Source organism: Streptococcus cuniculi (assembly GCF_004570575.1).
Classification (GTDB): domain Bacteria; phylum Bacillota; class Bacilli; order Lactobacillales; family Streptococcaceae; genus Streptococcus; species Streptococcus cuniculi_A.
This window is the reverse complement of sequence record NZ_SPPD01000013.1, coordinates 1-12,806: the sequence shown is the minus strand read 5'-3', so window position 1 is coordinate 12,806 and position 12,806 is coordinate 1. Positions and strand designations below refer to the sequence as shown.

General features: G+C 45.4%; 12 protein-coding genes. 5 read left to right on the top strand and 7 right to left on the bottom strand.

Annotated features, from left to right (window positions below; translation table 11 throughout):
- Window positions 1-4: 4 nt before the first annotated feature.
- From dltB to E4T82_RS08530, 3 genes are read right to left on the bottom strand one after another with little or no spacing between them, the layout of a single operon-like run.
- Window positions 5-1,249, bottom strand: a complete 1,245-nt coding sequence (dltB, locus tag E4T82_RS08540; protein ID WP_135182416.1) for a D-alanyl-lipoteichoic acid biosynthesis protein DltB — start codon at window positions 1,247-1,249, stop codon at window positions 5-7.
- Window positions 1,246-2,796, bottom strand: a complete 1,551-nt coding sequence (gene dltA, locus E4T82_RS08535) for a D-alanine--poly(phosphoribitol) ligase subunit DltA (RefSeq protein WP_228065122.1) — start codon at window positions 2,794-2,796, stop codon at window positions 1,246-1,248. The genes dltB and dltA overlap by 4 nt, the downstream gene beginning before the upstream one ends.
- A gap of 6 nt (window positions 2,797-2,802) precedes the next feature.
- Entirely contained in the window at window positions 2,803-2,934 is a 132-nt protein-coding gene (locus E4T82_RS08530; RefSeq protein ID WP_075105669.1) for a teichoic acid D-Ala incorporation-associated protein DltX, read from the bottom strand.
- Between the two features lie 169 nt (window positions 2,935-3,103).
- Here E4T82_RS08530 and E4T82_RS08525 point away from each other — a divergent pair, with 169 nt between their 5' ends.
- A complete protein-coding gene (locus E4T82_RS08525; RefSeq protein ID WP_135182415.1) occupies window positions 3,104-4,060 on the top strand; it encodes a S66 family peptidase in 957 nt (318 codons plus the stop codon).
- Between the two features lie 39 nt (window positions 4,061-4,099).
- Here the strand turns inward: E4T82_RS08525 and E4T82_RS08520 are convergent, their stop codons facing one another.
- Window positions 4,100-6,568 carry a YhgE/Pip domain-containing protein gene (locus E4T82_RS08520; protein WP_135182414.1) on the bottom strand — a complete coding sequence of 823 codons (2,469 nt, stop codon included), beginning with the start codon at window positions 6,566-6,568 and terminating at the stop codon, window positions 4,100-4,102.
- A 125-nt stretch (window positions 6,569-6,693) separates the two neighbouring features.
- Here E4T82_RS08520 and E4T82_RS08515 point away from each other — a divergent pair, with 125 nt between their 5' ends.
- The 4 genes from E4T82_RS08515 (at window position 6,694) to E4T82_RS08500 (ending at window position 9,976) form a co-directional block, all read left to right on the top strand.
- Window positions 6,694-7,230 (top strand): TetR/AcrR family transcriptional regulator, encoded by a 537-nt coding sequence (locus E4T82_RS08515; protein ID WP_135182413.1) that lies wholly within the window; start codon window positions 6,694-6,696, stop codon window positions 7,228-7,230.
- A 206-nt stretch (window positions 7,231-7,436) separates the two neighbouring features.
- Window positions 7,437-8,420: an ABC transporter ATP-binding protein gene (locus E4T82_RS08510; protein WP_135182412.1), complete on the top strand. Its 984-nt coding sequence runs from the start codon at window positions 7,437-7,439 to the stop codon at window positions 8,418-8,420.
- A complete protein-coding gene (locus E4T82_RS08505) occupies window positions 8,413-9,192 on the top strand; it encodes an ABC transporter permease (protein ID WP_135182411.1) in 780 nt (259 codons plus the stop codon). Before E4T82_RS08510 ends, E4T82_RS08505 begins: the two co-directional genes overlap by 8 nt.
- Before the next feature lies 1 nt (window position 9,193).
- On the top strand, window positions 9,194-9,976 hold the full coding sequence (locus E4T82_RS08500) for an ABC transporter permease (protein WP_135182410.1): 783 nt from the start codon (window positions 9,194-9,196) through the stop codon (window positions 9,974-9,976).
- A 256-nt stretch (window positions 9,977-10,232) separates the two neighbouring features.
- On the opposite strand, the gene E4T82_RS08495 is transcribed toward E4T82_RS08500, so the two are convergent.
- From E4T82_RS08495 to E4T82_RS08485, 3 genes are all read right to left on the bottom strand, one after another.
- The gene (locus E4T82_RS08495; protein WP_135182466.1) at window positions 10,233-11,081 is read right to left on the bottom strand and encodes an alpha/beta hydrolase; all 849 of its coding nucleotides are present in this window, start codon (window positions 11,079-11,081) and stop codon (window positions 10,233-10,235) included.
- 258 nt (window positions 11,082-11,339) lie between these two features.
- The gene (locus tag E4T82_RS08490; RefSeq protein ID WP_167753603.1) at window positions 11,340-12,044 is read right to left on the bottom strand and encodes an LPXTG cell wall anchor domain-containing protein; all 705 of its coding nucleotides are present in this window, start codon (window positions 12,042-12,044) and stop codon (window positions 11,340-11,342) included.
- Between the two features lie 31 nt (window positions 12,045-12,075).
- Window positions 12,076-12,525: a hypothetical protein gene (locus tag E4T82_RS08485; protein WP_135182408.1), complete on the bottom strand. Its 450-nt coding sequence runs from the start codon at window positions 12,523-12,525 to the stop codon at window positions 12,076-12,078.
- Window positions 12,526-12,806: the final 281 nt, after the last annotated feature.

Sequence of the window (12,806 nt, the reverse complement as noted above, 5' to 3'; positions counted from 1 at the left end):
CTTTTTATTTCTTAAACCATAGGTCATTTAAAAATCCCGAAAAGATTAAAAACGACAACATCACAACATGAAAGGTCACCACAATCCCCAAAGCCTGTGTAAAGCGATTGTCAGGCAAGGGGGCAAGACCTGCTTTTTTACGTTCTTTATTGAGTGTTTTTTTCTTACGAATCCAAGCGTCATTGACGACAAGACCTAAACCATGAAAAAGACCGTAAGCGATGTAATACCACGTCACACCATGCCAAAAGCCCATGAGGAGCATGTTCAACAAGTAAGCTACACTTGAGGTAGTATTGCGATTTTTAAACACTTTGTTGCGCATGAGTACCATGACTAGTCTCATAAAGACAAAATCACGGAACCAGAAGGACAAGCTCATGTGCCAACGATTCCAAAATTCCTTGAGGTCACGAGACACGAAAGGCTTATCAAAATTATGCGGGCTTTTAATCCCCATGAGGTGGGAAATCGCAACTGCAAACATGGAGTAGCCTGCAAAGTCAAAGAACAAATCCAGACCAAAGGCATACATCACCCCCAAGCTAGGCAAGTTAAACCAGCCTCCCTGTGATAGGGCATATTGCTTGAGCGGTGGCAAGATCATCGAGCCAAAAATATGGGCCAGAATAAACTTATATAAAAACCCTAGCATAATGTAGCGGACAGCCACTTCCAGCATATCAAGCAACTCATCGCGGTCAGGAATTTGGCGATAGTCCTCTTCAAACCGACGGAAGCGGTCAATCGGACCACCTGAGAATGTCGGCATAAAGAGCAGGAAACGCAAGAATTGCCCTAGGCTAAATTCTTTTAAGACCCCGTCACGCATCTCAATGATCATACCGACCGAGCGGAAAGTGAGATAGGAAATTCCTAGAAAGCCAAAGAGCGATTGGTGTCCTGAAATGGCAGGCGTGACTTTCACCAGCGCTAGAGGCATGACCGCAAGGAGAACATGGAGATAAAAGACCCATTTACTGTCCTTTTTCGCCCGATACCATTTGTAGCTAAAGACCCAAGCAAGCTGCCACATGATATAGAAGAAAAGGGCGGCAAGTTGGGCAGGGCTATCACCTGTCAGCATAAAGACGATAAAAGCTAGGCTGACCAGACTCTCATACCAAGCAAAACGCTTCTTGAAAAAGAGACCGATAAAGATTGGCAAGACCGCTACAATCAAGTAGACGAAATACTGGGGTTCTCCATAAGGCTCCAAATGCGGAAGCTGTTTGAGAAGGTCCATCATCGGTTGTTTACCTCGCTAATCAAGCCCTTGATATCAATCTTTCCATTTGGTGTCAACGGTAGACTGTCACGATAGAGGAATTTTGAAGGCATCATATAAGACATCATGATGTCTTCCAAATCTTCCTTGATGGCCTTGGTAATGTCAATTTCTCGTTCAAACTGCTCGCCTACCCCCTCTTTTAAGATGACATAGGCCAGAAGATTTTGCACCTTGTGGTCCTTGTTGTAACGTGGAACGGCAACTGCCGACTTGATATATTGGGATTTGTTTAGGTTTTGGGAAACATCTTCTAGCTCAATACGATAGCCGTTAAACTTGATTTGGAAATCCATCCGACCACCGTATAACAGCAATCCATCTTCGGTCATCGAACCGATATCACCTGTATGGTAGGCTGGCAACCCTTCAAATTCAAAGAAGGCTTCGGCTGTCTTTTCAGGATTATTCATATAACCTTTTGATACGGCAGGACCTGAAACGATAATTTCTCCCTGCTCGCCCAATGGCAGTTTATTACCTGCCTCATCAATGATAAAGGTTGGCGAATCGTCCTTGGTATAACCAATCGGCAGACGCTTGAGAGTTGCTAGCATCTCATCTGTCACTGCGACTGCTGAAAGAGCAACGGTTGCTTCAGTTGGTCCATACGCATTGATAATCCGTGCATTTGGGAAACGGTCGCGGAGTTTTTGAGCCGTTTTCACCGTCAATTCCTCACCGTCAAAGTAGAAATGGGTAATCTGTGGCATTTTTTCCGCATTAAAATCCTCGGACAACATTGCCAAATCCGCAAATGAAGGAGTTGAGGTCCAAATGGCAATCGGCAAGTCTAAAATGGTCGCAAATAATTTCTTGAAATCCTGCGCCATACTGCTAGGTAGGGCAAACAAAGTTCCTCCTAACCCTAGGGTCGGAGCCCAGTACATGACTGACAAGTCAAAGGAATACGGTGGCTGCGCCAACATCTGTGGTCGGCTGGGGGTCGCAAATTCCTCATCTGTAATCATCCAGTTGGTAAAGCTCAAGAGATTGTCATGCGAAATCTGCACCCCCTTGGGCTTACCAGTCGTTCCAGAGGTGAAGATGATATAGTAGTTCTCATCGCCCCTGACCGAATGCGTGATCTCATAAGCCGTTTTTTGAGCGAAAATATCCTTGACCTCTAGCAAATTAAGTTGAGGCGTTGCCACCTCCATTGGAAAATCTGCAATCCCGATAATCAAGCTAGGCTCTGCTACTTCCAAAATAGCAGACACCCGCTCTAATGCAGAGTGGCTGTCAATTGGAATGTAGGCATGCCCCGACTTAGTCAAGGCAACAAAGGTCGCAAGCATTTCATACTCCTGAGCGCCAAAGACAACGACAGGAGATTTTGCAGGCAAGCCAAGGCTATCAATTGTTGCTGCTAGGCTATCTGAATCTTCCTTCAAATCACGATAGGTGTGCACCTCACCCAAGATATTGTAGACTGGAAAGTCTGGCTGGGTCGCTGCATACTGCTCAATCGTTTCAATCATATCCTTAATCATCAACTGTGTCACCATTCACCTCTAAAATTCATTATAGATAAAGCCACCCTGTCCCTGTCCAAGGTAGGAAAAAAAGTACAGTAGGGCTAGAAAAATCACAAAGTACAGCAAGGTCTGCCCTACAAATTTACATAAGGTTTGATACTTCTTCATCTCAAATCACTCGTTTATTCAAAAATAGTTACTCTATTTTACCATGTTCTATAGAAAATATTCAATAATAAAACTATTTAAAATAGTCTTTCCACAGATGAGGTCCATTATTCTTTACATTCCTGTGGAAAAAGCGTATAATGATAAAACATCAAAAGGAGGTTTAACGATGAAAAAATTGACTCCAAATGCCCACATTCGCATTCTCAGTCCGTCGTCCTCAATCGATCATATCGGCGGATTTGAAGCTAATCGTGCATCCAAGGAACGTTTGGAAGCTCTTGGGTTCCAGATTTCCTTTTCAAGCCATTATAATGAACACGATATGCTAGGCTCCGCAAGTATCGAAAGCCGCATAGCTGACTTGCACGAAGCCTTTTTAGATGATAGCGTGGACGTGATTTTAACGACCATTGGTGGTTTTAACTGCAACGAACTCTTGCCTTATCTGGATTATGAGTTGATAAAAAAACATCCCAAACTCTTTTGTGGCTATTCGGACACTACCGCTCTGCTCAATGCCATTTATGCCAAAACAGGGCTAAAAACCTATATGGGGCCTGCCTATTCCAGCTTTAAAATGGAGACCCTCCAAGACTATCAGACAGAAAGCTGGTTAACAGCCTTGAGTCAGACTTCTTACGACCTCACCCCCAGCCAAGAGTGGGGTAGCAACGCCTGGTATCTGCCTGATGCAGAGTTGATCTTTCACCAGACCGAGTGGAAAGTTTATAACCACGGACAAGCTGAGGCTACTGCTCTCGGCGGCAATCTCTCGACCTTCTCGCTCCTTCGTGGCACGCCTTATGCGCCGCAAGATACCGACTACCTTCTCTTTTTAGAGGAAGCCGAAGAAGATGATTATTTCGACTTTGACCGAGCACTAGCAGCCCTTCTCCAAGCCTATCCAGAGCCAAAAGCCGTCCTCATCGGCCGTTTTCCAAAAGAATGCGAAATGACCGAAGAATTGCTGCTGTATATCCTCGCTAAATACCCTGTGCTGAAGACCATTCCCGTCATCTACGACATGGACTTTGCCCATACCCAGCCCCTCTTTACAGTGACCATTGGAGCGACCGTCAGCGTTGATACCAAGACCATGACCGTTCATGTAGAAGAAAACTAAAAGACTATAACAAAAAATCCCCAATGACTGGGGATTTTCTTATTGTTCAGCTTGAACTTGGCCGGGTCGAAAAAGAAGAAGACCCGCCACCATAAAGCCGATAAGAAAGAAGCTCAAGATGGTTACTTGATGACCAATGTGATTGCCCATGGAAATGGTCTGACGAAGACCTGATACAGTATAGGTCATCGGTAGATAAGGCTGCACTCTTTGGAAAAAGCTTGGACTGAGCTCAATCGGATACGTTCCAGCGCTAGACCCCAATTGCAACAATAAGATGATGAGAGAAGCAAAGGAACCCAAGTGATTGTTCCAGCCAATCAAGGCTGTCACCAAGGCCATGAAGACCCATGCTGCAAGGAGAATCAGACCAAAAGTCGCAAGCGGATGACTCGGTTCTACCCCAATCAAATGCAATACTCCATACAAAATCGCACTGGCTAATGTCGTAATCGTACCATTGATGACAAGTTTATTCACAGCCCACTCTGAACGTGATGTGTATTCTTTTCCGTCAATGCGCTTTGCAAAGATGACATTGGTTGAAAGTGCTACAACCATTAGGGCAACAGATACCATATACGGCGCCATACCTACTCCATTCGTTGGGACTTTGTCTGTATCTTTGTGAGAAAGGGTAACTGGATTTGATAGGGCATCTGCATTGCCACGCTCAACAGAGACAAGAGAGAGCTGCTCATGCGCCTTGCTCAAGGAGTTTGCTAGGGTGTCGGTTCCTACTTGAAGTTTACCAACTCCAGCGACCAACTCTTGACTACCATTTTGTAGTTGGCTAGCTCCTGCCTGCAATTGACTAGAACCGTCTGCTAATCGTCCCGCACCGTTCACCAGAGTTGCAGAATTGCTGTTTAGGGTCGCAAGACCTGATGCCAATTGGTCTGCGCCTGCCATGACCTTGGCATTGTTTGCGACTAATTGGGTAGCACCACTATTTAATTGACCAACTGCATCGGTATAGAGAGTCACGCCTTGGACTAAGCTCTCGCTACCGCTTGAAAGTTCAGACTGCAACTGACCGACTCCTCCTGCTAAGGCTTGACTACCTGATGCTAGCTGAGAAAGAGCGCCATTTGCTTGACCAAGCCCGCTGGATAATTCTGTAATCGCCGTAGTAGCCCCTGGCAAGGCTTGATTGGCACCGTCTGCTAATTGCTGAACACCTGTTTTAAGAATTGCAACTTGACCTAGCATCTCATCAGTATTACCCACAGCTGCAAGACTTGCTTGCATGCTAGCAAGTTCTTGTAAAATCGTCTGCGCCTGCGATATGGTAGTGGATGGACTAGACTGAATCGCTGCTACTAATTCTGCCTGCTGGTTGGTATCCATAGCCTGATAAGCAGCCGTTGCTTGAAGGGCAGCAACACTAGCATCTTTATCTGCCTGACTAGAGGCAATAATCGCTTGGGCTTGGGCTCCAATCGTCTGTAAACTAGTGGTAATAGCCGCTGTATCTACACTTGGAAGACTCAATCCTGATACGCGCGTGTTCAAGTCGTTGATGCCTGCTTGCAAACTGGAAAGTCCTTGAAGCAAGCTGGCTAGCTGTGCCTCCCGCTCTTTTGAGGAAGCTGTTGCGGTAGCTAATTGTGACAAGCCATCGCTGATGCGATTGGCTCCATCAATCAACTCTTGAACCTGATCTTGACCTGACTGTAATTGACGAACTCCTGCCAGCAAATCAGCTGATTTGTCATGGAGCTGGGTTGCTCCCCCTGCTAGACTTTCTACACCATTTGTATAAGGAAGTAAGCCATTTACAAGGGTTGTCCCACCAGTTGCCGCCTGAGCCACACCGTCCGTATATTGAACAAGACCTGACTGAAGCTGACCCGCTCCGTCTGAGAGGGTCTGGGTTGAAGTGGCTAGCCTATCTAAGCCTTTTTCCAAGGTTTCCCCACCTCTTGCTAAGGCTAGACTTCCTTGGTTCAATTCCTGCGCGCCATCTGCTGCTTGCCTTAAGCCGCCTTGCAATTGTGACATGCTCGAAAATACCGCTCTCGTGTAAGTCTGGGTAATATTTTCAGACACCGTTTCTTCTAATTTGTTCATGGCTGATTCCCCCATTTTTGCAGCGACAAAGCTGTGACCTTTTGACGTCTGATAATGGATGGTGAGGGGTTCTGGCTTGTCTGTCAAGAGAGTAGCTGCTTTTTGAGAAAGGTCAGCAGGCAGAGTGACGACCATGTAATACTCGCCGTCTGTCAAGCCTTTTTCCGCATCTTCACTTAAGACAAAATGAAAATCAAGGCTCTCGCTCTCTTTCATGGATTTCACCATATCCTGCCCGATTTGCAAATCCTTGTCCTGAAATGCAGACGGTTGATCCTCATTGACCACCGCAACAGGTAGGTGTTTGACATTGCCATAAGGATCCCACATGGAGGTTAAAAAGCTGAGATTATAGAGGGCAGGAATGCAGGCAACGCCAATCATCACGACCCATAAACTTGGTTTTTTTAAGGCATACTTGATTTGTTCTAACATGACATTCTCCTTTAGACACGCTGTCCAAAATGTGATATAGTATATTATACAAAGCTAGATAGCAAAATCAAGTTTGACAAACCGTTTTTAGACATATTGTCTAAAATTGTACAAAAGGAGAAGAGATGGGCACAGATACACGACGCGAAGAAACAAAAAAAGCCATCTTGGAAGCCATGGTCACCTGCTTACAGCACCAGCGCTTTAACGAGATTACGACCACGCATCTCGCCCAAACGGCCGGCATCAGTCGCTCTAGTTTTTACACCCATTATCGGGACAAATACCAGCTGATCGAAGCCTATCAAGAAGCTCTGTTTGTGGAGATTGAAGACATTGTCACCCAGTATGAACCCGATCGTAAGGAGGTCTTTCTTGAAATCTTTGTTCTCCTCTACCGGGAGCAACTCCTCTCTGCCCTCCTGACCCACAACGGCAGTCAGGAAATCCAAGCCTTTCTCATCAACAAGGTCCGTCTCTTCATCAGCAATGATGTGACAGACGGTAATAGCCGCCTTGACACCTTATCAGAAGTGGAAAAAGACTACCGTAGCATCTACTTTGCCAATGCCTTCTTTGGAATTGTCCAAGCTTGGATTAACAAGGGAAAGACCGAATCACCCACTGAAATGACGGACTTGGTCATGAAATTATTACCATAACAAGCTGGGAGTTGAGACAGATAGTCTCACTTCTTTTTTAGTTGAAATAGACATGGGGAAAACTCTGCTTTCCGTCACTAACAAACGGGGTTTCTCTCCTTTTTCCTTTACAACTGATAATCTCTTGCATTTCCAATATAAAAGTGCTAATATAGTTAATGCAAACGTTTTCTCTACTGAATACCTCTAGCCTGTAAGGAGGCGCTATGATTGAAGCACAACATGTATCAAAAACTTACGCGATTGTGGATAAGGAAGCTGGCTTAATAGGTTCAATTAAGTCTTTTTTCCATCCTAAAAAACGCTATATCCCAGCGGTTAAGGACATTTCCCTAACCGGCCAAAAAGGCGAAATCATTGGCTATATCGGCTCAAATGGGAGCGGGAAATCAACGACCATTAAGATGCTAACAGGGGTGCTCTATCCTGATGAGGGACAGGTCTTCATCAATGGTCTTTCGCCTGCCAAGAATCGGACAGCTGTCAATCGGCAAATCGGTGTCTTGTTTGGTCAGAAATCCCACCTTAGATGGGACATCCCTGTCATCGAATCCTTTTTTCTTCATGCCAAGATTTACGATGTTCCAGATTCGCTTTACCAAGAACGCCTCAAACGCCTGACGGAGCTCTTGGAATTAGAGACGATTCTCCACCAACCTGTCCGCAACCTTTCTCTCGGTCAGCGGGTCAAGTGTGAATTTGCGGCCATTTTCCTCCACCAGCCTGCTGTTGTCTTTCTGGATGAACCAACCATCGGACTTGACGCCAGCGTCAAGGAGCTGATTCGCGACTTCATCCGCACCATGAATGAGGAATATCTGACAACTTTCTTGATTACTTCCCATGATATGCAGGATATTGAAAGCCTCTGCGATCGGATTGTCATCATTGATAAGGGGCAGAAGGTCTATGACGGAAGCCTAGAACATTTGAGAACCAACTTTTCCAAGGTCAAAACGATTGCCTTTACGACCCATGCTGCCATTGAAGCACCGCTACAAGCTCCCTATCTTGAATGGGAGCAGATCGATTCGCATCATTTTGAGGTTCATTACCAGACCGAACACCATAGCAATGCCCACATCATCCAGCTGGCTTTTACCCAATACCCGATTGAGGATGTGACCATGAAAGAGGTCACGATTGAGCAGATTGTCAAGCGCATTTACGAGGAGGGGCTCCATGACTAAGTATCTTCACGTCACTCGGCAGATGTTGTTGCTCCAATTGCAGTACAAGTCCTTTTTCGTGGCAACACTCGCCTCCATGTTGGTGAAAACACTAGTGTCTCTCTTTGTCTGGAAAACGATTTTTGCTAGCCAGTCGGAGGTTAACGGCTATAGCCTTGCGACCTTTACCACCTACATTATTTTTGCCAATCTCCTGAACAATCTCAATAGCTTTGGCATCGGACGCGACCTCGCCAGCTCCATTGTCAAGGGAACAATCACAGGCGAACTACTGTTGCCCTACTCCCCGATAACTGCCCTTTTCTTTCAAGATTTTGGCATGAAAATCATCGAGGGAGCAAAATTTATCCTCGTTTTAGCCGTCCTTCCTCTCATCCATCCCAATCTTTACCTCCCCGATGCACAAACCTGGGCGCTGTTTCTCCTGACCAGTCTCCTTGGGATGTTCATGGTGCAGCTGATGGATTTGGGATTTGGGCTCCTCTCCTTTTACACGGTTAATACTTGGGGGCTCTTTATCTTGCGAGAAGGCATTTTCAATCTGTCAGCAGGGGTGCTGTTGCCCTTGAGTTTTTATCCTGCACCGATTGCTAAAGTTCTCAGCTTTCTACCTTATAGCTTTGCGGTTAATTTTCCCATCAATATCCTCTTGGGAAAAGAAGTGGACACCAGCCTCTTTTGGGTACAACTCGTCTGGGTGCCTGTCCTAGCTGGACTGATGTATCTCCTCTGGCAAGAAGCCAAAAAACGCTTGGTCATTTTTGGAGGTTAGGATGAAACGATACGCCACACTTTATTACTACAATATCAAGTCCTTTCTGATTGCTGCCATGTCTTATCGCATGGACTTCTTTATCGGACTGCTTTCTTCGCTCATAGAGCAAGTTGTCTATCTCATCTTCCTCAATGTCTTGTTTGGTAACATCAAGGAAATTGCAGGATTTTCTTACGGACAAATGCTCTTTATCTACGGCATTTCAACCATTGGACGGTCGGTACACCTGATTTTCTTTGACAATCTATGGATGTTTGGTAGCCGTTATATCCGCGAGGGAGATTTTGAACGGCTCATGCTGTTACCTGTCAATCCCCTTTTTCAACTTATTTCAGAACGCATCCAACTGCAAGGAATCGGAACGACGATTATCGGCATCATTGCAACCAGTAAGGCCTATCAGCTCTTACAACTCCAATGGAATTTGGGAGAATTGGTCTTGTTTGCCTTGATTTGTATCTGTATCGGCCTGCTCTACGCTGCTATCCAGCTGGGGCCTACTGCGCTTGCCTTTTGGATTGTCGAATCCTTTCCGATTACCATGGGGATTTTCTCACTCAACCAAATGGCCCAATACCCCATTAAAATCTACCCAACCGCCATTCAGATCCTGCTCATCTTTGTCTTCCCCTACGCCTTTACCTCCTACTTCCCAGCCCTTCATTTTCTAAATATCAGCTCCATCGGCCTCCTCCTCCCCCTCGTCGTCCTCATCATCTTTACCCTCAACTACACCCTCTTCAAACACGGCATGAAAAAATTCAGCAGTGTAGGTAATTGACAAAGTCCAGTGGACTTTGTCAACCCGAGCCTAGAAATAAGAGAGCGAGGCTATCCAGTGGACTTTTTCAATCCAAGCCTAGAAATGAGAAAAAGGCTGGAGCAAAAGTCCAACCCTAAATAGAAAAAGCGACTAAAACTAGTTTTCTACCCCTCAGAATTCTGTTTTATCCGCTTTTGGTATTTCATTTATCAAGTTTGAAGATTTGATGATACAGAATCTCAAAAATCAAAACCTTGTCCCAACCTCTTTTGAACTATTTCCCCCATAAAAATTCAATCAACAGGGCATCGACTGCAGGATTCTCATGCAATTGGCTATGCTGGGCTAGTTTGCCTGTCATTTTTTCTTCCCGATAGGATTTAGCGCGGTCTGCGACCAGATACCGCAAACTCTTTGAGGAACTATTCAGCACAGATCCGTCGGACCCATCTTTCACATCACCATAGATATTTAAGACATCAATTTGCTGACTGGGATATTGATCACGAAGAGCGAGCAGCTGCCGATAACTGGCACTCATCTCCTCGGGCCGGCCTGTCACCTCATCGACACGGTGATGGTCAGGCAAGTCCATTCCCTCCAAACCATTGACATGATTGGCAATATGGACCTGCTTCTGCACCTGAGGGAGGTCTTTTTCGTGGGCATTGTCCAAAAGATAGAAAAGAATCGACATATTTCCCATGGAATGACCGACCATGTTCATTTTGGTAAATCCATACCTTGACTGGAGCTTGGTCACAACAGCCTTGGCATAACGGGCGTCTTGATGATAATCCGCATTGCGATTGTCTTGATAATTGACTTCTACAATCGGATTGATAGCTCCGTTAGGAATCTCGCCTGTCAGAGTGACTTCCCCTTTTTCGTCCACATCAGCGCGGATAATGGTATTCGTGACCCCGGCGTTTTTGGCTGCCTGTGTCATGTGTTTCTCCGCATTGGCACTACTGCCATAGCCGTGAAAAAAGAGGGTGGGCGTGGTTGATTGGATAAAGTGGTGGGTATCCAGCCTTGGACGCAAGACGATAGCTCCTATAAGTGCTCCAACTAGCACCACAATGGCAAGGACGATCGAATAAATTGGTTTCTTTCTAAACATAATAGACCAGTATAGCACACCTCCTTCATTCTGACAATGAAAGAAGATTGCAGAAGCCATTTTCAACGAGAACAGCCTCCATAAGATTACGTATCATTTAATACCATCTCCTCTATCACCTGCAAGACATCTGAAACATATTGGATGGAGCCTGAAATTTCACTGCCTGACAAACGCTCTCAGGGTTACCTGCCATGGGGTTTAGCCACCGTGTAAAGATGGACAAAACACACCGCATCCCTATTAAATGCGGTGTGTTCATCGTGCTTTTGGACCGTTAAGGTCGAACCGTTTATCCGATTTCTTTCTTCGATAAATAAAGACAGCTACCACTAGAATGAGGAGACCTAGCGCCACTAACCATACAGAGACTTGCTCCCCTGTAGCCGGAAGAACCTTGCGCTGCTTCGCCTTAGCTCCTCCTGCCTGTGAAGAATCTACACCAGTATCTGTGCCATCTGGCAAAGTGCTAGATGCCTCTGTGCTAGGCACATACTCCACTACTGCAATGTCCGCCAAGTCCTCATATTCAGGTGCAATGTACCGTACAGCAACGTTTCGATGCAAATTAAAGGTATCTACATAATTGAAGCCCGGTGAAACATCACGCCCGATGTGAGACCAGTCTCCTGTTGCTTTGGTAATCGCTACATCGCCCGCCAAATGTAGGCCATCATTGTCAAAAGAACCAGGCTTAATCAGACTCGGATTGCCCACATAACGATAGGATGGAGAATACTCTCCAAGAGTTCTACGGTAATCCTCTATGGTTTGTGCCCCATCACTATAATCTGAATACCGATCACTCTCATAAAAACTTCTCCAGACATTGCGAACATCAACTGCCAAACGAGGATTCTGCTTGGCAACTTCTTTGTCAACCACTAAGTCTACACGGACCGCAACGGGATAGCGAACCTTGGACACAAGACCGTATTGTTTGACATCATCCAACTCAACCATACCGGGTTCCACGCCATTAAAATCTAAAACCTTATTCTCTATTCTCTGGGTTGGCATCACTAGCTGCAATCGCGTTATAGGTCGGAAGAGAATGATCCGAGTCATCATCATAATAGGTTTTAGCATCTTGCTTACCTAACGGAACCGAAACTTCTACAGGTTTATGGCTAGGTGTATACTCTCCATTTTGGTCTAGCTCCACCTCATGAGTACCAATCAAGGTAAATTTTGTTTCTTTTACCAAGGCTGGGACAGTTACCGCAAAAGAGTTGGCTGTCTGAATGTGATCGCTGGAGAGTACAGGCAGAAGCGATACCTGATAAGAATAGACAACTGTTCCATCAGACGATTCTGTCGCACCAAGAAGAGTCACATCCACAGATCCTTGCGAGGTGTCAACATTTGCTGCCGTCACGGCACTTACACTAGAAGAACTACACAAAAGCAACAAGGCTGCTCCGAGTACAATAAGTTTTTTCATTTTTATAAATCATTCCTTTCGTTTCACTCAAGGCACAACACTGAATGAAAATGTGTTGTGCGCTTTATTTTGGACTATAATATAAAGAGAGAAGGCCTATTACTACTACAAATCACGGGGAGGAGAGTAAGTGAGTAGTTCAGCTACTACCTCGCATTTTTATAGGTGTAGCTCTTCCTATCAAGCACAACTAACTGTGACTTTGAGCACGTAAACTTATAATTGGATAAGCGACTCGTTTGTGTAAGGGAAGAGCAGTCAAGGGATAGGCACTTCTCAAA

What these genes read in the sequence shown, in the direction of transcription:
- E4T82_RS08485 (WP_135182408.1), bottom strand. Translation starts at nt 12,525, where the DNA reads ATGAAAAAACTTATTGTACTCGGAGCAGCCTTGTTGCTTTTGTGTAGT.
- dltB (WP_135182416.1), bottom strand. Translation starts at nt 1,249, where the DNA reads ATGATGGACCTTCTCAAACAGCTTCCGCATTTGGAGCCTTATGGAGAA.
- E4T82_RS08510 (WP_135182412.1), top strand. Translation starts at nt 7,437, where the DNA reads ATGATTGAAGCACAACATGTATCAAAAACTTACGCGATTGTGGATAAG.
- E4T82_RS08525 (WP_135182415.1), top strand. Translation starts at nt 3,104, where the DNA reads ATGAAAAAATTGACTCCAAATGCCCACATTCGCATTCTCAGTCCGTCG.
- E4T82_RS08500 (WP_135182410.1), top strand. Translation starts at nt 9,194, where the DNA reads ATGAAACGATACGCCACACTTTATTACTACAATATCAAGTCCTTTCTG.
- E4T82_RS08530 (WP_075105669.1), bottom strand. Translation starts at nt 2,934, where the DNA reads ATGAAGAAGTATCAAACCTTATGTAAATTTGTAGGGCAGACCTTGCTG.
- E4T82_RS08505 (WP_135182411.1), top strand. Translation starts at nt 8,413, where the DNA reads ATGACTAAGTATCTTCACGTCACTCGGCAGATGTTGTTGCTCCAATTG.
- E4T82_RS08495 (WP_135182466.1), bottom strand. Translation starts at nt 11,081, where the DNA reads ATGTTTAGAAAGAAACCAATTTATTCGATCGTCCTTGCCATTGTGGTG.
- E4T82_RS08515 (WP_135182413.1), top strand. Translation starts at nt 6,694, where the DNA reads ATGGGCACAGATACACGACGCGAAGAAACAAAAAAAGCCATCTTGGAA.
- dltA (WP_228065122.1), bottom strand. Translation starts at nt 2,796, where the DNA reads ATGGTGACACAGTTGATGATTAAGGATATGATTGAAACGATTGAGCAG.
- E4T82_RS08490 (WP_167753603.1), bottom strand. Translation starts at nt 12,044, where the DNA reads ATGGTTGAGTTGGATGATGTCAAACAATACGGTCTTGTGTCCAAGGTT.
- E4T82_RS08520 (WP_135182414.1), bottom strand. Translation starts at nt 6,568, where the DNA reads ATGTTAGAACAAATCAAGTATGCCTTAAAAAAACCAAGTTTATGGGTC.